The sequence below is a fragment of the Mesorhizobium sp. P2_F5 genome, assembly GCF_056403715.1.
Window position 1 is genome coordinate 82,264 of sequence record NZ_JBFUEY010000018.1, and the last position, 17,983, is coordinate 100,246.

Genomic DNA, 17,983 nt, shown 5'->3' on the forward strand with positions numbered 1-17,983 from the left:
ATGCCGCCTCCGTCTCGCATTTCCATCGTCGAGACGGAAGACCAACTGCTGATCACGAACCCACCACGCACCTCGGATTTCAGGACAGTCTTTGTGCTGATCGGGGCAGCGATCGTTGCCTACACCGGCTACATGGGATTGACCGATACGTCGTCCGCAACGCTCACCAGCGGCACTCTCGGCCTGCTGTCGTTCTTGGTGGTCATTGCCCTCTTCACCTATTTCCTCGGCAAGGATTTCATCTGGCTGGTGTTCGGCCAGGAAACCCTGCGGCTGACCAACGTCGCAGCCGTGCGCTCGGTGAGGGGTTCTTTGCGAAATCGTTCGTCACTGCCTTTGAAAGGGCACCTTTGGGTCGAAATCCTCGACCATACCTATCCGACGGACGAAGTGGGACTGTCGGAAGTCATGAGCTTGACCAACGCGAATGGCGTCCTTGTTTTCGGCCGGGAGTTGAGCCGTTCCGAAGCGGAGGCTGTGGCAGGGGCGGTCGAACACTTCATCGGCCGTCACAATTCGAGCTGGCGATAGGAAGCCAATGTTCTTCTATCTCTCCAAGATATTCTGGTTCTTCGTCCAGCCGCTCAATTTGGCGATCTTCCTGCTGCTGGCCGGCTTGCTCGCGGCGCTGATCGGCCGCAGGCGATTGGCGGCGACAGGCAGCGTGTTCGCCTTCCTGATTCTCGCACTTTCGGCCTGGACGTCGCTTGGCGCCATGATGCTCAATCCGCTGGAAGAGCGCTTCCCACGCCCACCGTTGCCGCAAAAGGTCGATGGCATCGTCGTGCTCGGTGGCGGGTTCGAAGGCGCCATCAATCTGGTGCGCGGCGGCTACGAGTTGAATTCCGGCGGCGACCGCATGGTCGAGACCGCGATCCTAGCCCGGCGCTTTCCCGAAGCAAAGGTGGTTATCTCGGGCGGCACCGGCGAACTGTTCATCGAGGGTGAGGGCGATGCGGCCACCGCGCCACGCCTGCTCGACGCGCTCGGCGTGAGCGCCGGTCGTCTGATGCTGGAGAACAAATCCCGCAACACCTATGAGAATGCCGTCTTCACTAGGGAATTGGTGACGCCGAAGCCGGGTGAGACCTGGCTGCTGGTGACCTCCGCCTTCCACATGCCGCGGGCCAAGGCGCTGTTCGACAAGGCCGGTTTTGCGACGGTTGCGTGGCCTGTCGACTACCGCACCTCGGGTAAGGAAGGCTTTGGCCTGTTCCGCGACAACGCACCCGATTCGCTGCAGACAACGACCATGGCGATCCGCGAATGGATCGGGCTTGCCGCCTATTGGCTGTCGGGCCGGATCGACCAGCTTTTCCCCGGACCAGGCGGCTGACCGATCACCGCTTGCCGCGCCGCCGAGAAGAACTGGCGCCGCACCAGCACCGCCAGCAGCAGCAGCGTCGACAGTACGAACACGATCGGGTCGACGAACCAGCCGAGATAGCCGATGGAAAAGAACACGGCGCGCAGGCCTGAGTTGAAATGCTTGCCGGCCAGCATGTTCATGCGCGCCGCGCGCCACACTGCCGTTTCGCTGACCGGATTGCGCGAGGCCTCGCCATGCGGGATTGGCACCGCGCCGATCAGGATCGTGCAATAGTTGAAGAGCCGGTAGGCCCAGCCGAACTTGAAGAAGGCGAAGGCCAGGATCAGCACTAGGCCGAAGACCTTGATCTGAAAGGCCGAGCGCGTCGAAGTCGCATTCAACGGCAGGTCATTCAGCACGGCAAGCACCTGGTCGGAAGCGCCGAGCAGCGCAAAGCAGCCGCCGAGCGCAATCAGCGAACTCGAGGCGAAGAAAGCGGTGCCTTGCTGCAGGCCGCTCATGATGGCGGTGTCGACGATGCGGATCTCGCGCTCGGCCATGGTGCGCATCCAGGCCTCGCGCTGCACATTCATGGCCATCGTCAGCGACACACGGCTGACCAGTCGGCCGTCGGACGCCAGCGTATGCAGCACCCATGCGAGGAGGAAGAAGGCCAGCGCCCCGAGATCGGCCGTCGATAGATGGAAGGAATCGCCCATGCCCCCTTTTATCACAGGCTAAGCGCCCCTTTCGACGGTTGGCTCAGGCCGGCATAGGCGCGGCGGCTTCCATGTGCAACGCTTCGATGACTCTATCAGTCCTGGTGATCCATCCGAAGGCGTGTTCGAAATTCCACAGCGTCGACTGGCGGTTGAAATCGGGGCCAGAATGGTTCATCGCGTCCTCGATCAGGATCGGCCAGAATTCCAGCATGTAGGCGTCGCGCGCGGTGGCATCGATGCAGACGTTGGTGGCGACCCCGGTGAACAGCAGATTTCGGATCTTGCGGGCGCGCAGATGCGCTTCCAGGTTGGTGTTGCTAAAGCCGCTATAGCGCGATTTGCGGATGATTTGGTCGCCCGGCTCGGGCTTCAGCGCGTCGACGATCTGCCAGTCCCAGCTGTTGTCGATCAACAGTCTGCCGGCAAGTTCTGGACGCTCGCGCATCATGACCATCCCCAGTTCCTTGTGATGGTTCGGGGAAGAGGCGTCTCCCGCATCGCTGAGATCGGCCTTGTACGACATCTGCAGGTAAATGACCCCGACGCCGGCCTCGCGTGCCGCCTTGAGTAGACGCCTGTTGGCGTCGATGGCGAACGCGGCGCCGGATATGTCGAAGCCAGCGAGGTCGAACATGCCGCCCTTTGAGGCAAAGGCGTTCTGCATGTCCACCACAACGACGGCTGTCTGGGCACGCTCTATGCGCACCGACTGCGGCCTGGCATTCAAGGTAAGCACGGCTTCCTCCCTTGCAGATGAGAAGCGAGGCCAAACGCGGCGGGCCAACGATAGGCAGGATAGCCGCGCCTCCATAGTCTAGCAATCAATGTCGCTGCCGGAGCAAACAAGGTCGGCGGGTGCAGCGCCGCATTTGTCAAAACAGCACAAACATCATGGAAAGTCCTATATGTAGGTCTTGACCTCATTCCCGGAGACGGCGCAGCGTGTTCCTTTCGGTTTTCGACCTGTTCAAGATCGGCATCGGACCGTCGAGTTCGCACACGATGGGACCGATGACGGCGGCGCGGCGGTTTCTCGACGAGATCGCCGGAGATGACTGGCCACGCCCGACCGGCGTCAAGGTCGATCGGATTGGCGCCAGCCTGCACGGCTCGCTCGCCTATACCGGCATCGGCCATGGCTCGGACCGCGCCGTTGTCCTCGGCCTTGCCGGCCTGACGCCGCAAACGGTCGATCCCGATCAGGCCGACGTCATCGCCACGCGCATCACCGCCGAGAAGCGGATTTCGCCGCCCGGCCATCCCGACTATCGCTTCGATCCAGCGACGGATCTTGTGCTGGACAGAAAAACGCCGCTCACCGGCCACGCCAACGGCATGGCGTTCTACGCCTACGATGCCGGCGACCGGCTGCTGCTCAAGCGCATCTATTATTCGATCGGCGGCGGCTTCGTTGTCTCCGAGGAAGAGCTGCAGCGGATGAAGGTGAAGGGTTCGGTGACCACCGAAGGCAAGAAAGTGCCTTATCCCTTCAAGAACGCTGTCGAGATGCTGAAGATGGCCGGCAAAAGCGGTCTGTCGATTGCCGACATGAAGCGCGTCAATGAGGAGTCGCATATGTCGCGCGAGGAGCTCGACAGCGGCCTCGATGCCATCTGGGGCGCCATGAAGGGCTGCATCGACCGCGGTCTGTCGCAGGACGGCATTATGCCTGGCGGGCTGAAAGTACGACGCCGTGCCCGCATGCTGCACGACAAGCTGCAGGAACAGTGGCAGCAGAACAAGCCAAACCCCTTGCTCGCCAATGACTGGCTGTCGATCTATGCCATGGCGGTGAACGAAGAAAATGCCGCCGGCGGCCGCGTCGTGACCGCGCCGACCAACGGCGCGGCGGGCACGTTGCCGGCGGTGCTGCGCTACTGGCTGCATTTCCACCCCGAGGCCGACCAGCCGAGCATCCGCGACTTCCTGCTGACTGCCGCAGCCGTCGGCGGCATCATCAAGACCAACGCTTCGATCTCCGGCGCTGAAGTCGGCTGTCAGGGCGAGGTCGGTTCTGCCTCGGCAATGGCCGCGGCAGGCCTCTGTGCCGTCATGGGCGGTACGCCCGAGCAGGTCGAAAACGCCGCCGAGATCGCGCTCGAACACCATCTCGGCATGACTTGCGATCCCGTCGGTGGCCTGGTTCAGGTGCCCTGCATCGAGCGCAATGCGCTCGGCGCCGTCAAGGCGGTGACCGCCGCGTCGCTGGCCATCAAGGGCGATGGTGTCCACTTCGTGCCACTCGACGCGGCCATCGAAACCATGCGCCAGACCGGCCTCGACATGAACGAGAAGTACAAGGAAACCAGCCTGGGCGGCCTCGCCGTCAATGTCGTGGAATGTTGAACGCTCAACCCCGCTGGCACTGTGGAGAAGTCGGGCAGGGCCGTTGACGCAACCGCGCGCCGGACTAAACCTTAAGCCATGGCACTCAATCTCCTAAAACTGTGCGTCGGTTGCGACAGCGTCGAGGATCTCGAAGAGTGGATCGCCTTTCGCCTCGACGAGCGACGCCGCGCCGGCGAACCGGCCGAACACTGTCACACCACCCGCATGGTGCCGACCCGCGGCGCCGAAGTCACCGATGGCGGCTCGCTCTATTGGGTGATCAAGGGCAGCGTCCAGTGCCGCCAGCTGATCACCGAGATCCGCCCCTTCACCGACGATGAAGGCATCGGCCGTTGCCGCCTGATGCTCGGCCTCGAAGTCGTGCGCACCGACTGGCAACCGCGCCGTGCGTTCCAGGGCTGGCGTTACCTGAAACCATCGGATGCGCCGGCCGATATCGGCAAGGGTAAAGCCGGAATGGTCGAGATGCCGCCGAAACTGAAGCGTGAGCTCGCCGATCTCGGTCTGCTCTAGCGCCAGCGCCGGCATCCGCCTCACACCGCTGTCCCGGTCTCTGGCCCTTCATCTTGTCCAAGGCTGGACTTGCAAGGGGGGCTACAACGCCACATCTTGCTTCTTATGAGCGACAAGAAGCAGCCAGTGCCCGCAAAGGCCAGTCCTGCGCCGGTCAAGCCTCAATCCAATGCCGGCGAGATCGACGCCTTTATCCGTCAGGCACGGACGCTTGCCGCGTCCGCGACCGGCTCCGGGCGGCTGATCCTTGCGCTCGACGCGACGATGAGCCGGCAGCCAACCTGGGATCTCGCCACCAAGCTGCAGGGCGAAATGTTCGACGCCGTCGGCAAGGCCGGCACCCTCAGTGTCCAACTGGCCTATTTTCGCGGATTGGGCGAGTGCCGGTCATCGGCCTTCGTTGCCGATACCAACACCCTGAAGCAATTGATGACGCGGATCGATTGCCGCGCCGGCCACACCCAGATCGGCAAGGTGCTGGCGCATGCGTTGAAGGAAACGGCGACAGCCAAGGTCAATGCCCTGGTCTATATCGGCGACGCCATGGAAGAGGACATCGACGAACTGGCTGAGAAGGCTGGCAGCCTCGGCCTGCACGGCGTTCCCGTCTTCGTCTTCCAGGAAGGTCATGATTCCGGCGCAGAAAAAGCGTTCAAGGAGATCGCGCGGCTGTCCAAAGGGGCTTGGTTCCGATTTGACCGGCGGGCTGCCGCGACCCTGGCCGGCCTGCTTTCAGCCGTCGCCGTCTATGCGACCGGCGGCTTGAAGGCGCTCGAGGCAAGGGACAGGCCGGGAGACCGGCTGTTGATCGAGCATCTCAGGGGCGGCGGGAATTGATGGGCGCAATCATTGCACTTGTTGCACTGCTTCTGGTGCTGCTTGGCGCGGCGACGATTTTCGTCCGCGCCGATCCGCAAAAACTGGCAAGCGGCATGCGCACGCTCGGGCCGGTGCTTCTGGCGTTGGTCGGTCTTGCCGTGCTGGTGGTCGGGCGCGAAGGCATTGCCGGCCTCATCCTGGCCGCGGCCCTTGCCTGGTATGGTTCGGTGCGGATGAAGCGACCAACGGTCGGGCTGGCGCCCGGCAAGCGCTCGACGGTGCGCACCGCCGCACTGGAGATGGAGCTTGATCACGATACGGGCGGGCTTGAAGGCCTGGTTCTGGCCGGCCGCCATGAAGGCAAGATGTTGGGCGCTATGGGCCTGGCCGAACTGCAGCAGCTTTACCGCGAGCTGCCCGGCGACCCGGAGAGCCGTCAGCTCCTAGAGACGTATCTTGACGGCCGTTTTCCCGTCTGGCGCAAAGACGCTGAGGCGAACGGTGGCGAAGGGCTGGGTGTTGCGCCAGGTGCGGGCGCCATGACTAAGGAGGAGGCCTACAAGGTCCTTGGTCTTGAAGCGGGGGCCGCCGCGGCGGATGTCCGCAAGGCGCACCGCCGCCTGATGCAGCGCTTGCACCCCGACATCGGCGGCACGTCTTTCCTGGCGGCGCGGATCAACGAAGCCAAGGACGTCTTGCTCTCCAATCACAACTAACTCCTTCGACGCAGTAAATTTCCGGGAGATGGTTTCGAAGCCGCACTATTGCTGGACGGCGTAGCAGGTAATTTTCTTCTTCTTCAAAGCGTTGCAGGCATTCCAGGCGGCATCCTTCGAACCGAAACCGCCGAACCGGGCGCGGTAGTAGGTCTCGCCATCCTTGTCGAAGGCGACGGTGAAGCCGGAGGCATCCGCAAGGACTTTGGGCGCCTGCTTGGCGGTCTTGTCGAGGAAAGCCTGGGCTTCGGATTGTTTGGGCGAAGACGCCACCTGCACCGCCCAGCCGGACGGAACCGACGCAGTGTTGACCGGGTCGACCGCCTGAGGGGATGCTGGCGTGGGTTCGGCGTAGGCGGCAACCATTTGCGCCGTTTCTACCTTGGGCGCCGTTACGATGACGGTCTTGACCTTCCTGGTCTTGACGACGGGCGCGGGTTCTTCGACCGCGGCCACCGTCTGTTTGTCGGCAGACTGCTCGTCGGCAGATGTCGGATCGTCGTTGGACGCAACCGCATCGTCTGCAACCACCGGCTTGTCGTCGGGCGTCGGCGCGTCGTGCTTGGGCAGGAAGACCTTGGCCAGCGCTTTGATCGGATTGTCGCCGCCGGCCTTGGCGATCAGGTCGCCGCCGCCGCGGGTCGATGCGCGCGGCATGTAGGCGTTGATCAGCCCAGCCATCTGGTTGTCGCGGCTGCGCCCCGAAGTGCCGCCCATGACGACCGCGACAAGGCGGCGGTTGCCGTCGGAAACCGACGAGACCAGGTTGAAGCCGGAGGCGCGGGTGTAGCCGGTCTTGATGCCGTCGACGCCCTTGATGCGGCCGAGCAGGCGGTTGTGGCCGTTGATGCGCTGGCGCCCGTAGAGAAAGGAGCGCTGCGAGAAATAGCCGTAATATTGCGGATAATGTTCCCTGAGCGCGATGCCGAGCATCGCCATGTCGTGGGCGGTGGTGAACTGGCCGGGATCGGGCAGGCCGTTGGCATTGCGAAACACCGTGCCGTCCATGCCGAGCTGCCGCGCCTTGGCCGTCATCATGCGGGCGAAATTGCTTTCGTTGCCGCCGAGCAGTTCGCCGAGCGCGGTCGCCGAATCATTGGCCGACTTGGTCACCATCGACAGGATGGCGGTCTCGACCGAAACCGCTCCGCCGGCCTTGACGCCGAGCTTGGTCGGCGGCTCGGCCGCCGCCTTGGCCGAAAACGGCACCGGCGTGTTCTTGCTGATCCTGCCCTTCGCCATGGCCTCGAAGGTCAGATAGAGCGTCATCATCTTGGTCAGTGACGCCGGGTAGCGCCGACCGTTGGCATCGGACGAATAAAGCACCTTGCCGGTCTTGGCATCGACGACGATGGCCGACGACCTGGCAGCCATCGACGATGCCGCATCCGCAACGACGAATGACATCGCCAAAGCGAGGATCATGATCGTTTTGAAGGGAGATACGGATTTTGAACCGAAGACCGACAACGCCTGACGCACTGATAGTTCCTTTGAAACTCATTGCCCTGGAGGCGGCAAAGGGATCCGTCCTCACTTGTCGTCAAACTATCGCGGCCTGCGTTACCAATCCGTTTATGGTAACCGGCGCGTTCACCATTTTCCTCGGGCTTGAGCCTTTCTTTATTCGAATTTTAGCTGTTGCCGGCGCAGCGCGGCCCGATGCCGCGGAAATCTTGACTTTTGTGCAGCGCACAATATATTCTCCTGCATTGCACAACCGCGCTCAGGCAAGGGCGCTTTAGAACCGTCAAGGGAAACGTGAAATGACCCAGACCTATGAGGACTTCTCGAAATACGGCAAAGAGTTTGCCGACACCGGATTGAAGAGCTTCGCTTCGCTCTCCAAGGGCGCGCAGGCGATCGCCACCGAAGCTGGCGAATACACCAAGAAGAGCTTCGAAGCCGGCAGCGCCGCGGTCGAAAAGCTGATCTCCGCCAAGTCGCTGGAGAAGGCGATCGAGATCCAGTCCGATTTCGCCAAGCAGAGCTATGAGAGCTTCGTTGCCGAGGCGACCAAGTTCGGCGATCTCTATGCCGAGCTCGCCAAGGAGGCCTACAAGCCCTTCGAATCGATTGTCGCCAAGGCGAAGTAATTTCGCTCGAAAATACCAGGCACGGCCTTTCGGGCTTGCAAAACAGACCCGGTCGCGGATGCGCGGCCGGGTTTTTTCATGCCGGTTTCAATTCCGGGGCTTTGGCGGTTCACGATTTTGAAAATCGCCTGGGTTTGCCCACCTAGCCATATTGTCAGCTAACAAGAAGGGCTTAAAATCGTCCATCGAACACCTACATGTCGAACTCGCATGGGGATTCGAAAGAGGCAGGATACGTGACGATCGGTTTGACTGCCACGACAAGCGTGGTGCGGATGCAAAGTGACGGCGACGGCAATGAGGCCGGTCGCGGCACGGCTGTCATTACGCGCACGAAAACCAAGACCAAGAAGCCCAGCCTTTATCGGGTCCTTATCCTCAACGACGACTACACGCCCATGGAGTTCGTGGTTCACGTCCTGGAGCGTTTTTTTCAAAAGGACCGCGAAGCCGCCACACGCATCATGCTCCATGTTCACAATCATGGAGTGGGCGAGTGCGGGGTCTATACATTCGAGGTGGCCGAGACCAAAGTGTCCCAGGTCATGGATTTCGCCCGACAGAATCAGCATCCGCTGCAATGCGTGATGGAGAAGAAGTGAGGTAACATGCCGGCTTTCTCCCAAGGCCTGGAAAAGGCGCTTCACCAGGCGCTGACGCTCGCCAATGAGCGGCACCATGAATATGCAACCCTTGAACATCTGCTGCTCGCGCTCATCGACGACACCGAGGCGGCCGCTGTCATGCGCGCCTGCAACGTCGATCTCGACGAGTTGAAGCACACCGTTCTCACCTATATCGACACCGAGCTCGACAACCTCGTCACCGGTTACGATGAGGATTCCAAGCCGACTGCCGGCTTCCAGCGCGTCATCCAGCGCGCCGTCATCCATGTGCAGTCATCCGGCCGCGAGGAAGTGTCCGGCGCCAACGTGCTCGTCGCCATCTTTGCCGAGCGCGAGAGCCACGCCGCCTATTTCCTGCAGGAACAGCAGATGACCCGCTACGACGCGGTCAACTACATCTCGCACGGCATCGCCAAGCGCCCGGGCGCATCGGAAACGCGCTCGCCGCGCGGCGCCGATGACGAGCAGGGCGGCCAGAACGGCGCCGAGCCGCAGGAGGAAGGCGGCAAGAAGAAGCAGCAGCAGGACGCGCTGACCGCTTACTGCGTCAACCTCAACAACAAGGCAAAGGCCGGCAAGATCGATCCGCTGATCGGCCGCGAGAGCGAGATCAACCGCACCATCCAGGTGCTGTGCCGCCGCTCCAAGAACAACCCGCTCTATGTCGGCGATCCCGGCGTCGGCAAGACGGCGATTGCCGAAGGTCTGGCCAAGCGCATCGTCGAAGGCGACGTGCCCGAAGTGCTGCAGGACGCCACCATCTTCGCGCTCGACATGGGCACGCTTTTGGCCGGCACCCGCTATCGCGGCGATTTCGAAGAGCGCTTGAAGCAGGTCGTCAAGGAGCTCGAGGATTATCCGGGCGCCGTGCTGTTCATCGACGAGATCCACACCGTGATCGGTGCCGGCGCCACCTCGGGCGGCGCCATGGACGCGTCGAACCTGTTGAAGCCGGCGCTGTCTTCGGGCGCCATCCGCTGCATCGGCTCGACCACCTACAAGGAGTTCCGCCAGTTCTTCGAGAAGGACCGCGCTCTGGTGCGGCGCTTCCAGAAGATCGACGTCAACGAGCCGACCATCGAGGACGCCATCGAGATCATGAAGGGCCTGAAGCCCTATTATGAGGAATTCCACAAGGTGAAGTTCACCAACGAGGCGATCAAGGCCTCGGTGGAACTGTCGGCGCGCTACATCAACGACCGCAAGCTGCCGGACAAGGCGATCGACGTGATCGACGAGACCGGCGCCTCGCAGATGCTGGTGCCGGAGGCCAAGCGCAAGAAGACGATCGGCATCAAGGAGATCGAAGCCACGATCGCCACCATGGCCCGCATCCCGCCGAAGACGGTTTCGGCCGACGACGAGAAGGTGCTGCAGGGTCTCGACATCGAGCTGAAGCGCGTCGTCTACGGCCAGGACACCGCGATCAGCGCGCTGACCTCGGCGATCAAGCTGGCGCGTGCCGGCTTGCGCGAACCGGAAAAGCCGATCGGCTCGTACCTGTTCTCGGGTCCGACCGGCGTCGGCAAGACCGAAGTTGCCAAGCAATTGGCTGCCTCGCTCGGCGTCGAGCTGATCCGCTTCGACATGTCGGAATATATGGAACGCCACACCGTTTCGCGGCTGATCGGCGCGCCTCCCGGCTATGTCGGCTTCGACCAGGGCGGCCTGTTGACCGATGGCGTCGACCAGCATCCGCATTGCGTACTGCTGCTAGACGAGGTCGAGAAGGCGCATCCGGACCTGTTCAACATCCTGTTGCAGGTCATGGACCACGGCAAGCTGACCGACCACAACGGCAAGCAGATCGACTTCCGCAATGTCATCCTGATCATGACCACCAATGCGGGCGCTTCCGATGCGCAGCGCGCGGCGATCGGTTTCGGGTCGACCAAACGCGAAGGCGACGATGTCGAGGCGATCAACCGGCTGTTCACGCCGGAATTCCGTAACCGTCTCGATGCGATCATCCCGTTCGGCTCGCTGCCGATCCCGGTCATCCATCAGGTGGTGCAGAAGTTCGTCATGCAGCTCGAGGCCCAGCTCTCCGAACGTGGCGTCACCTTCGACCTGTCGCCGGATGCGATCGCCTGGCTCGCCGACAAGGGCTATGATGAGCGCATGGGTGCGCGGCCGCTCGGCCGGGTGATTCAGGAGCACATCAAGAAGCCGTTGGCCGACGAGGTACTGTTCGGCAAGCTCAAGAAGGGCGGCACGGTGCGCGTCACCGTCGAGAAGAAGGAAACCGGCGAAACCGGCCTGAAGCTCGAATCGCTGGCCGACGAAGCGCCGGTGCAGCCGAAGCAGGAGCCGGAAGAGGCGCCGAAAGCCCGCAAGGCAGTGGCCAAGAAGCCTGTCGCCAAGAAGGCGGTGGCGCAAAAGCCTGAGCCCAAAGGCAAGGATGGTGGCAAGCGCAGCCTGGTGCCGCAACTGCCACGCAAGGGCTAAAAAGTTCGCCAATGAAAAAGGCCCCGGTGACGGGGCCTTTTTTCATGGCTGGCCGATTTGCCGAAACAGCGCCCCTGCTTTTCAGGTCAGATGCTTTCAGGTCAGGCGGCGACGCCGTCGGGTGCAAAGCGTGCCAGGAAGTATCCGCACGCCTTCCAGATGGCGATCGAGATCAGCACACTCGCATAGCCATCCACGGCATAGTGCCAGCCAAGGACGACCGAGCCGACCATGATGATTGCAGCGAATGTCCACATCAACAGACCAGCCAGCCGAGAGCGGCGTGTTGCATAAAGCGCGAAAAGCACCGCCATAGCCACATGCATGGACGGGAAGGCGGATATACCGAGACTGCCGGGGGTCGCCCCGATATAACCGCTCCACAAAATGTCCTGCGTGCTGAGCGCCCAGATAGGATAGGATCGATTGGCAGCAGTGAGTGCTTGCATCAGGGAATGATAGTCGCTGCCGAGCCCCAGCCGCTCGTAAAAGCACGGCCCTGCCGAAGACAGGCCCATCGCCAGGAAGAACCCCGCCAGTATCCACACAAGCATGAAGCTTATCAGGAACTGGTGGCGCAGCTTCGTGTCGTTGCGCGTGATGCAAGCGATGAAGACCGAGGCGATGAGGACGACGAACCAGGAATTGTAGGCCAGGTTGAATAGTCTGACCGCAAGCGGCGACTGGACGATAAACCATAGCCATTCATGGGGAGCTCGACCGAAATGCAGCGCCCGGTCGGCCTGAGCCAATGCGTGGTCCCATGCGAATGGCGAAAGGATCGCGACCGCCCCTTTCAACACACCGAAAGCGGATATGAGCGCGATGCTCGCAGCCAGACCATTGAGGCTGTTGGCGTTGCGCTCGGCGTTGCCGAAGAAGCTCCCCATCGATCTTAGAAAAGTGCCGAGCGGTTCAGGGTCCCGCTTGACGAGCGCAAGGTGAAAAAAGCTGCCGAGTGCGAAGGCACAGCCGCCTATCCAGAAAGCGAAGAGAAGGTATTGGGCGTAGTCAACCAGAACGCTGAAATCCGGCATGTTTCCGGTACGCAGGCCGACCGCGGCTGCCAAAAGCAAGGCAGCGATGGCCATCACGTGCAGCAGCCGGTGTCGCCGGTATGCGTCCGCCAGGATGCTCAGAAAGACTCGCCCGGCAATTGCCTTTGCCAACGGTTCTGATGTCGCAACCGAATTTCCCACGATTTTTGAAAACCCAAACGCACCACGGTACGGCAAGTTACCATGGCGTGGTTTGATACTTTCCTAACCGACGCGGTGGAATGTGCCTAAGCGCATCGCCTTGAGGCACACCAGCTTCAACCGTTCAGCACTGCCCGGATCTTGCCCGCGTTCTCAGCCAGCACTTCGGGCTTCTCCATCTGTCCCGTATGCGGCTTCAGCACGATGCCTTCGAACCGCGGGATGACATGGACATGCAGGTGATAGACGGTCTGGCCGGAGGCCGGTTCGTTGAACTGCAGGATGGTGACGCCGTCGGCGCCGAAAGCCTTCTTGACCGCCAGCGCAACCTTCTGGACGACCGTGAACAGCGGGCCGAGCGTCGCCGGATCGGCATCGAGCAGGTTGCGCGACGGTGCCTTCGGCACCACCAGCGTGTGCCCGGGCCCTTGCGGCATCACATCCATGAAGACGACCACAGCGTCATCCTCGTAGACACGGTGCGAGGGGATTTCGCCACGCAGGATCTTTGCGAAGATATTGCTGGGGTCGTAAGTCTCGGTCATGGCGGCGCTCCGGGAGTATGCTCCCGGTGTAGCGAAGCCGCCCCGGACCGACAAGCCAGGTCAGGCGAGATCGAYGATCCCCCCGTCAATCGGAGCAAACTGGGGCGAGGGGGCGGTGGCGGCTATTCCTCAAGATCCTTGCGGAACGGCGTGTGCTCTTCCAGAATTTCACCCATCCGCTCGACCTCGCGCCGCTCGCGCCGGAGATAGTCGGCCACAGCATTGCGCAGGCCGGGATGTGCGATGTAGTGCGCCGAATGCATGGTCACCGGACGGTAGCCGCGCGCCAGCTTGTGCTCGCCTTGTGCGCCCGCCTCGACCACCTTCAGCTTGCGCTCGATGGCGAAGTCGATGGCCTGGTGGTAGCAGACTTCGAAATGCAGGAACGGGTGGTCCTCGATGCAGCCCCAGTTGCGCCCGTAGAGTGCATCGGAGCCGATGAAATTGATGGCGCCGGCGATATAACGGCCATTGCGCTTGGCCATCACCAGCAGGATGTCGTCGGCCATGCGCTCGCCGATCAGCGAGAAGAACTTGCGGTTGAGATAGGGCCGGCCCCATTTGCGGCTGCCGGTGTCCATGTAAAAGGCGAAGAAATCGTCCCAGGCCTTTTCGGTCAGGTCCTTGCCGGTCAGCCGGTCGATCGAGATATCGTTGGCGAGCGCCTCGCGGCGCTCCTTCTTCATCGCCTTGCGCTTGCGCGACGCCAGCGTGGCGAGGAAATCGTCATAGGTCGAAAAGCCTTCGTTGAAGAAATGGAACTGCTGGTCGGTGCGGTGCAGGAAGCCGGCCGCCTCCAGCGTCTCGACGTCGCTTTCCTGCGCGAAGGTCACATGCGCGGACGAGACACCGAGCTTTTCCGTTACCGCCTTCAGGCCCGCCGCGAGACCGGCCTTTACAGTTGCGCTGTCCTCGCCCTTGCTGACCAGCAGGCGAGGGCCGGTGACCGGGGAGAATGGCACGGCGCATTGCAGTTTTGGATAGTAGTTGCCGCCGGCGCGTTCGAACGCATCCGACCAGCCATGGTCGAAGACATATTCGCCCTGGCTGTGCGATTTGAGATAGCAGGGCACCGCGCCCAGCAGTCGGCCGTCTGCGTTCTCCAGCCGGAGGTGATGGCCCTGCCAGCCGGTGCGCCGCACGGCGCAGCCGGAATCCTCAAGCGCGCTCAGAAAAGCGTATGAAACGAGAGGGTTATAGCCGTTTTCTGTGCCGCCGCGCGTGGTGCCGGCAAAGCCGTTCCACTCATCGCAGGTGAAGGCATTGATGCCAGCGGCGATGCGGATGGAAAACTCCGCATTCGCCGTTTGTCCATCGCCTTCGTCACCCTGATCCATGGGACTTATTTAAGCTCTGTCGGGGCCGCTACAAGTCACGTTTCAGACACTCCCGTCAGGCGACTTTGACCAGATCGGGTTCAAACCCTTCGAACGTCATCTGGTCAGCATATTTGAAGGTGAGATCGACTGCTGGCTGGTCGTGCACCGTCCAGGTGATGACGGGCATTTTCAGCTTTTCACGCACGAAGCTGACGAAGGGGTTCGGCAGGTCGCCCGCGGCATAAGAGGTGAAGGCGAGGTCGTGCGCCAGCATGGCGAAATGCGCCTCGATCAGCCTGATATCCTTGCCATAGGCCGTCAGCCCGCCCGGAATGCCCGGCGCGTCCTTGGGGAAATCACGGACCAGCCAATGGTCGAACGACATGATCGCCGCCTTGCCCTTGTAGCGCTTCAGCATCTTGCCGACGCTGGCCACCAGCCCTTCGTCATAGCCGGGAATACCCTTCAGTTCGACAACCATCGGCACGCGGCCGTCGACCAGGTCGAGCACTTCCTGCAGCGTCGGCACGTGGTCCTTGGTGCCGCCGATCCTGAGTGCAGCCAGTTCCGCCGCCGTACGCTGCCAGACGAAGCCGTCCTGGCCGGTGAGCCGCTTGAGGTCGCTGTCATGCATGATGACGGGGACGCGATCGGACGATAAATGCACATCGCATTCGATCGCATAGCCGCGCTCGGCGGCAGCAGTGAAGGCCGATAGCGTGTTCTCCCAGCGCGTCTTGTTCATGTCGTGAAAGCCGCGATGCGCCACGGGGCGGGCGGTCAGCCAGGAAAGGTCGGTCATAGCTCAGTCCCTGCTCATGCGACTTCGAAGATAGCTTCGATTTCCACTGCGGCATTGAGCGGCAGCGAGGCGGTGCCGACGGCTGAGCGGGCATGCTTGCCGCGTTCGCCAAGGACGGCGACCAGGAAATCGGAGGCGCCGTTGGCAACCAGATGCTGCTCGACGAAATCCGGCACCGAAGCAACGAAGACGGTGATCTTGACCAGGCGCTGGATCTTCTCGAGATCGCCAAGCGCTGCCTTGGCCTGAGCCAAAATGTTGATTGCGCAGTATTTTGCACCTTCCTTGCCGGCTGCCGTGTCGACGTCACGGCCGAGCAGGCCGCTTGCCTGCAGTTTGCCCTCCTTGAGCGGCAATTGGCCGGCGGTGAACAAAAGATTGCCGGACCTGCAATAGGGCACATAGTTCGCGGCCGGCGCTGCGGCGGCCGGTAACGTCACGCCGAGATCGCTTAGCCGCTTTTCGATTGTTTCACTCATGGTATTTCCCTATTGCTTGGAGACGCCGCGCTGGCCGGGGCCGAAATTGCTATTTTTGCCTCGCTTCCGCCACGACTTTTTTTAAGCTGGACCATCTTTCCCTGCGGCCTGCCATCAGCCGCGACGATCGGAGCCCCCTATGCGCGCAACGCGCCTTGCTTTCCACGCCGTTCTTGTCCCAGCGCTGTTCTCGATGGCTCCCGCCTTTGCCGTGCCGGCGCTGCAGGCGCATCGCGCCGTCTACGATCTTACCCTCAGCAAGGCGTCGGACCGTTCGGGGATCACCGGCATTTCCGGCCGCATGGTCTATGAGTTCAATGGCTCACCCTGCGAGGGCTATACGGTAAAATTCCGTTTCGTCACCCAGATCGTCACCGGTGACAACACCAGGCTGACCGACCAGCAGACGACCACTTTCGAGGACGCCGAAGGCAAGACCTTCTCATTCGTGACCAAATCCTTCGTCGACCAGAATCTCGACAAGGAGGTCAAGGGCACCGCCACGAAGGAGACCAAGGGCCTCAAGGTCGTAATCGACAAACCTGAGAAGAACAGCCTCGAACTCGCCGCCACCCAGTTCCCGACACAACACCTGGTCGAACTCATCGGCAAGGCCGAAAAAGGCGAGAACTTCTACGAAACCAGCCTGTTCGACGGTTCGGAAGATGCCAACAAGGTGATGACCACCACCGTTATCGTCGGCAAGAAGGCCGAGGGCGACAAGGCCGACCCCGAAGCGCCGGCGCTGGCCAAGCTCGCCGGCGACAAATACTGGCCGGTCGACATCGCCTATTTCGACGCGACTGACAAATCGGGCGAAGAGGTGCCGGAATACCGCATCAGCTTCAAGCTGCATGAGAACGGCATCACCCGTGACCTCACCATGGACTATGGCGAGTTCTCGATGACCGGCAAGCTGGTCAACCTGTCGCTGTTCGACCAGACCAAGCCTTGCCCGATCTCGAAGTAACAACAGGGCGGAGCTGGCCACGGCAGGCTTGATGGCGGTCTATGTCGATGCGGCGATCTGGAAGTGGGCCGGCCATCGCTGGTGCCACCTGATGGCCGACGATACGGACGAACTGCATCGTTTCGCCGCCGAGCTTGGCGTCAAGCGTTCGTCCTACCAGGGGCCGCCCAAGACATCGGCGCCTCACTATGACATAACCGGCTTCGAGCGCGACCGCGCGGTGCGGCTCGGCGCCATCGAATGCAGCCGCGAGGAGATCGTCGCGATCTTCCGGCGCGTGCGGGTACCCAACGGAAAGGGCCGATCGTGACAATAACGGCATTCCTGGCTTATTGCCTTGCCATCACCCTTGCCGCCGCGACGCCGGGACCGGCGATGTTCACGGTGATTACCAACGGCGTGTCGCGCGGCTTCCTGCGTGCGTTCGTCGCCGGAATTGGCATTGCCGCCGGCGATGCCGTGCTGGTCACCCTGGCCCTGCTCGGACTGGTAGCGCTGGCCCAGACTTTCGAATGGGTGTTTCTCCTATTGAAATACGCCGGTGCCGCCTACCTGATCTTTCTCGGCGTCAAGATGTGGCGGGCCGCCGCCGCGCAGTCTACCGCGCAGGGTATGCCTCAAACCAGATTGTCGCGGTCGTTCCTGCTTGGCGCATCCGTTGCGCTCGGCAATCCGAAAGCGATTCTGTTCCATGCCTCGATCATGCCGCTTATCCTCAACCTTGACACCATGACGTTTGCCGATGGCCTGCTGGTGGTCGCTGTGGTCGTTAGCGTCAACATTGTCACCATGGGCGTCTATGCGGCGCTGGCGGGCCGGGCGTCCGGCTGGTTCAGGACGCCCAAACGCATGCGGCTGATGAACAGGTTTGCCGGCAGCGCCATGATCGGCACCGGAGCACTGATTGCCGCACGCTGAGCGGTACAGCGCCTCACCGCTTGCGTTTGCAGCACTTCCCCTCTATATGCGCGCTCATTCCACACACGGACTTTGGTGTCTGCCCGGGAGAAATCCGGCTGAAACCTCCGGTGGCGTTCGAGGACAAAGTCCAAAAATGCCTGTGTCCGTGGA

Annotated in this window: 22 protein-coding genes; 14 read left to right on the forward strand and 8 right to left on the reverse strand. The window is 61.9% G+C overall.

Features of this window, described 5'->3' with window-relative positions; translation table 11 throughout:
* Together AC1DYO_RS22530 and AC1DYO_RS22535 are read left to right on the forward strand one after the other, a co-directional pair.
* Positions 1-531 carry a hypothetical protein gene (locus AC1DYO_RS22530; protein ID WP_477266691.1) on the forward strand — a complete coding sequence of 177 codons (531 nt, stop codon included), beginning with the start codon at positions 1-3 and terminating at the stop codon, positions 529-531.
* Between the two features lie 7 nt (positions 532-538).
* Positions 539-1,336, forward strand: a complete 798-nt coding sequence (locus AC1DYO_RS22535) for a YdcF family protein (protein ID WP_477266692.1) — start codon at positions 539-541, stop codon at positions 1,334-1,336.
* Here the strand turns inward: AC1DYO_RS22535 and AC1DYO_RS22540 are convergent.
* Positions 1,285-2,028, reverse strand: a complete 744-nt coding sequence (locus AC1DYO_RS22540) for a DUF599 domain-containing protein (protein WP_477266693.1) — start codon at positions 2,026-2,028, stop codon at positions 1,285-1,287. The genes AC1DYO_RS22535 and AC1DYO_RS22540 overlap by 52 nt on opposite strands.
* A gap of 43 nt (positions 2,029-2,071) precedes the next feature.
* Positions 2,072-2,767 carry a cysteine hydrolase family protein gene (locus AC1DYO_RS22545; protein WP_477266694.1) on the reverse strand — a complete coding sequence of 232 codons (696 nt, stop codon included), beginning with the start codon at positions 2,765-2,767 and terminating at the stop codon, positions 2,072-2,074.
* Positions 2,768-2,973: 206 nt separating this feature from the next.
* Here AC1DYO_RS22545 and AC1DYO_RS22550 point away from each other — a divergent pair, with 206 nt between their 5' ends.
* The 4 genes from AC1DYO_RS22550 to AC1DYO_RS22565 all read left to right on the forward strand — a co-directional run bounded on the left by AC1DYO_RS22550 (position 2,974) and on the right by AC1DYO_RS22565 (position 6,428).
* Positions 2,974-4,377: an L-serine ammonia-lyase gene (locus tag AC1DYO_RS22550; RefSeq protein ID WP_477266695.1), complete on the forward strand. Its 1,404-nt coding sequence runs from the start codon at positions 2,974-2,976 to the stop codon at positions 4,375-4,377.
* A gap of 78 nt (positions 4,378-4,455) precedes the next feature.
* Positions 4,456-4,893 carry a DUF1489 family protein gene (locus AC1DYO_RS22555; protein ID WP_477266696.1) on the forward strand — a complete coding sequence of 146 codons (438 nt, stop codon included), beginning with the start codon at positions 4,456-4,458 and terminating at the stop codon, positions 4,891-4,893.
* A gap of 105 nt (positions 4,894-4,998) precedes the next feature.
* The gene (locus tag AC1DYO_RS22560) at positions 4,999-5,730 is read left to right on the forward strand and encodes a VWA domain-containing protein (RefSeq protein WP_477266697.1); all 732 of its coding nucleotides are present in this window, start codon (positions 4,999-5,001) and stop codon (positions 5,728-5,730) included.
* Positions 5,730-6,428 (forward strand): DnaJ domain-containing protein, encoded by a 699-nt coding sequence (locus AC1DYO_RS22565; protein ID WP_477266698.1) that lies wholly within the window; start codon positions 5,730-5,732, stop codon positions 6,426-6,428. The genes AC1DYO_RS22560 and AC1DYO_RS22565 overlap by 1 nt, the downstream gene beginning before the upstream one ends.
* 45 nt (positions 6,429-6,473) lie before the next feature.
* Here the strand turns inward: AC1DYO_RS22565 and AC1DYO_RS22570 are convergent, their stop codons facing one another.
* The gene (locus AC1DYO_RS22570) at positions 6,474-7,835 is read right to left on the reverse strand and encodes an SPOR domain-containing protein (RefSeq protein WP_477266738.1); all 1,362 of its coding nucleotides are present in this window, start codon (positions 7,833-7,835) and stop codon (positions 6,474-6,476) included.
* Here AC1DYO_RS22570 and AC1DYO_RS22575 point away from each other — a divergent pair.
* The 5 genes from AC1DYO_RS22575 (at position 7,780) to clpA (ending at position 11,598) form a co-directional block, all read left to right on the forward strand.
* A complete protein-coding gene (locus AC1DYO_RS22575; RefSeq protein ID WP_477266740.1) occupies positions 7,780-7,905 on the forward strand; it encodes a hypothetical protein in 126 nt (41 codons plus the stop codon). The two genes, AC1DYO_RS22570 and AC1DYO_RS22575, sit on opposite strands and share 56 nt — an antisense overlap.
* 16 nt (positions 7,906-7,921) lie before the next feature.
* Complete coding sequence (locus AC1DYO_RS22580; RefSeq protein ID WP_477266699.1) at positions 7,922-8,173, forward strand: hypothetical protein; 252 nt, start codon at positions 7,922-7,924, stop codon at positions 8,171-8,173.
* 21 nt (positions 8,174-8,194) lie between these two features.
* Positions 8,195-8,524, forward strand: a complete 330-nt coding sequence (locus AC1DYO_RS22585; protein WP_112561625.1) for a phasin family protein — start codon at positions 8,195-8,197, stop codon at positions 8,522-8,524.
* A 275-nt stretch (positions 8,525-8,799) separates the two neighbouring features.
* Positions 8,800-9,126, forward strand: coding sequence for an ATP-dependent Clp protease adapter ClpS (clpS, locus tag AC1DYO_RS22590; RefSeq protein ID WP_023671012.1), 327 nt, complete (start codon positions 8,800-8,802; stop codon positions 9,124-9,126).
* Positions 9,127-9,132: 6 nt separating this feature from the next.
* Positions 9,133-11,598, forward strand: a complete 2,466-nt coding sequence (gene clpA / locus AC1DYO_RS22595) for an ATP-dependent Clp protease ATP-binding subunit ClpA (RefSeq protein ID WP_181057067.1) — start codon at positions 9,133-9,135, stop codon at positions 11,596-11,598.
* 101 nt (positions 11,599-11,699) lie between these two features.
* Here clpA and AC1DYO_RS22600 read toward each other — a convergent pair whose 3' ends face one another.
* The 5 genes from AC1DYO_RS22600 to AC1DYO_RS22620 form a co-directional block, all read right to left on the reverse strand.
* Positions 11,700-12,767, reverse strand: a complete 1,068-nt coding sequence (locus AC1DYO_RS22600; protein WP_477266700.1) for a phosphatase PAP2 family protein — start codon at positions 12,765-12,767, stop codon at positions 11,700-11,702.
* Between the two features lie 146 nt (positions 12,768-12,913).
* Positions 12,914-13,342 (reverse strand): HIT family protein, encoded by a 429-nt coding sequence (locus AC1DYO_RS22605; protein ID WP_477266701.1) that lies wholly within the window; start codon positions 13,340-13,342, stop codon positions 12,914-12,916.
* Positions 13,343-13,464: 122 nt separating this feature from the next.
* Complete coding sequence (locus AC1DYO_RS22610; protein WP_477266702.1) at positions 13,465-14,679, reverse strand: GNAT family N-acetyltransferase; 1,215 nt, start codon at positions 14,677-14,679, stop codon at positions 13,465-13,467.
* A gap of 55 nt (positions 14,680-14,734) precedes the next feature.
* A complete protein-coding gene (locus tag AC1DYO_RS22615) occupies positions 14,735-15,463 on the reverse strand; it encodes a glycerophosphodiester phosphodiesterase (RefSeq protein ID WP_477266703.1) in 729 nt (242 codons plus the stop codon).
* A gap of 14 nt (positions 15,464-15,477) precedes the next feature.
* Positions 15,478-15,942, reverse strand: coding sequence for a RidA family protein (locus tag AC1DYO_RS22620; protein ID WP_477266704.1), 465 nt, complete (start codon positions 15,940-15,942; stop codon positions 15,478-15,480).
* Between the two features lie 139 nt (positions 15,943-16,081).
* Between AC1DYO_RS22620 and AC1DYO_RS22625 the strand changes: the two genes are divergently transcribed.
* From AC1DYO_RS22625 to AC1DYO_RS22635, 3 genes are read left to right on the forward strand one after another with little or no spacing between them, the layout of a single operon-like run.
* A complete protein-coding gene (locus AC1DYO_RS22625) occupies positions 16,082-16,912 on the forward strand; it encodes a cell envelope integrity EipB family protein (RefSeq protein ID WP_477266705.1) in 831 nt (276 codons plus the stop codon).
* Positions 16,913-16,943: 31 nt separating this feature from the next.
* A complete protein-coding gene (locus tag AC1DYO_RS22630; protein WP_454575006.1) occupies positions 16,944-17,222 on the forward strand; it encodes a DUF4031 domain-containing protein in 279 nt (92 codons plus the stop codon).
* Positions 17,219-17,830, forward strand: a complete 612-nt coding sequence (locus AC1DYO_RS22635; protein WP_477266706.1) for a LysE family translocator — start codon at positions 17,219-17,221, stop codon at positions 17,828-17,830. Before AC1DYO_RS22630 ends, AC1DYO_RS22635 begins: the two co-directional genes overlap by 4 nt.
* The last annotated feature ends 153 nt before the right edge of the window (positions 17,831-17,983 follow it).

Coding starts and splice junctions, on each gene's coding strand:
- AC1DYO_RS22530 (WP_477266691.1), top strand. CDS start 1: ATGCCGCCTCCGTCTCGCATTTCCATCGTCGAGACGGAAGACCAACTG.
- AC1DYO_RS22535 (WP_477266692.1), top strand. CDS start 539: ATGTTCTTCTATCTCTCCAAGATATTCTGGTTCTTCGTCCAGCCGCTC.
- AC1DYO_RS22540 (WP_477266693.1), bottom strand. CDS start 2,028: ATGGGCGATTCCTTCCATCTATCGACGGCCGATCTCGGGGCGCTGGCC.
- AC1DYO_RS22555 (WP_477266696.1), top strand. CDS start 4,456: ATGGCACTCAATCTCCTAAAACTGTGCGTCGGTTGCGACAGCGTCGAG.
- AC1DYO_RS22560 (WP_477266697.1), top strand. CDS start 4,999: ATGAGCGACAAGAAGCAGCCAGTGCCCGCAAAGGCCAGTCCTGCGCCG.
- AC1DYO_RS22565 (WP_477266698.1), top strand. CDS start 5,730: ATGGGCGCAATCATTGCACTTGTTGCACTGCTTCTGGTGCTGCTTGGC.
- AC1DYO_RS22575 (WP_477266740.1), top strand. CDS start 7,780: ATGGCCGACGACCTGGCAGCCATCGACGATGCCGCATCCGCAACGACG.
- AC1DYO_RS22570 (WP_477266738.1), bottom strand. CDS start 7,835: ATGTCATTCGTCGTTGCGGATGCGGCATCGTCGATGGCTGCCAGGTCG.
- AC1DYO_RS22585 (WP_112561625.1), top strand. CDS start 8,195: ATGACCCAGACCTATGAGGACTTCTCGAAATACGGCAAAGAGTTTGCC.
- clpS (WP_023671012.1), top strand. CDS start 8,800: ATGCAAAGTGACGGCGACGGCAATGAGGCCGGTCGCGGCACGGCTGTC.
- clpA (WP_181057067.1), top strand. CDS start 9,133: ATGCCGGCTTTCTCCCAAGGCCTGGAAAAGGCGCTTCACCAGGCGCTG.
- AC1DYO_RS22605 (WP_477266701.1), bottom strand. CDS start 13,342: ATGACCGAGACTTACGACCCCAGCAATATCTTCGCAAAGATCCTGCGT.
- AC1DYO_RS22610 (WP_477266702.1), bottom strand. CDS start 14,679: ATGGATCAGGGTGACGAAGGCGATGGACAAACGGCGAATGCGGAGTTT.
- AC1DYO_RS22615 (WP_477266703.1), bottom strand. CDS start 15,463: ATGACCGACCTTTCCTGGCTGACCGCCCGCCCCGTGGCGCATCGCGGC.
- AC1DYO_RS22620 (WP_477266704.1), bottom strand. CDS start 15,942: ATGAGTGAAACAATCGAAAAGCGGCTAAGCGATCTCGGCGTGACGTTA.
- AC1DYO_RS22625 (WP_477266705.1), top strand. CDS start 16,082: ATGCGCGCAACGCGCCTTGCTTTCCACGCCGTTCTTGTCCCAGCGCTG.
- AC1DYO_RS22630 (WP_454575006.1), top strand. CDS start 16,944: ATGGCGGTCTATGTCGATGCGGCGATCTGGAAGTGGGCCGGCCATCGC.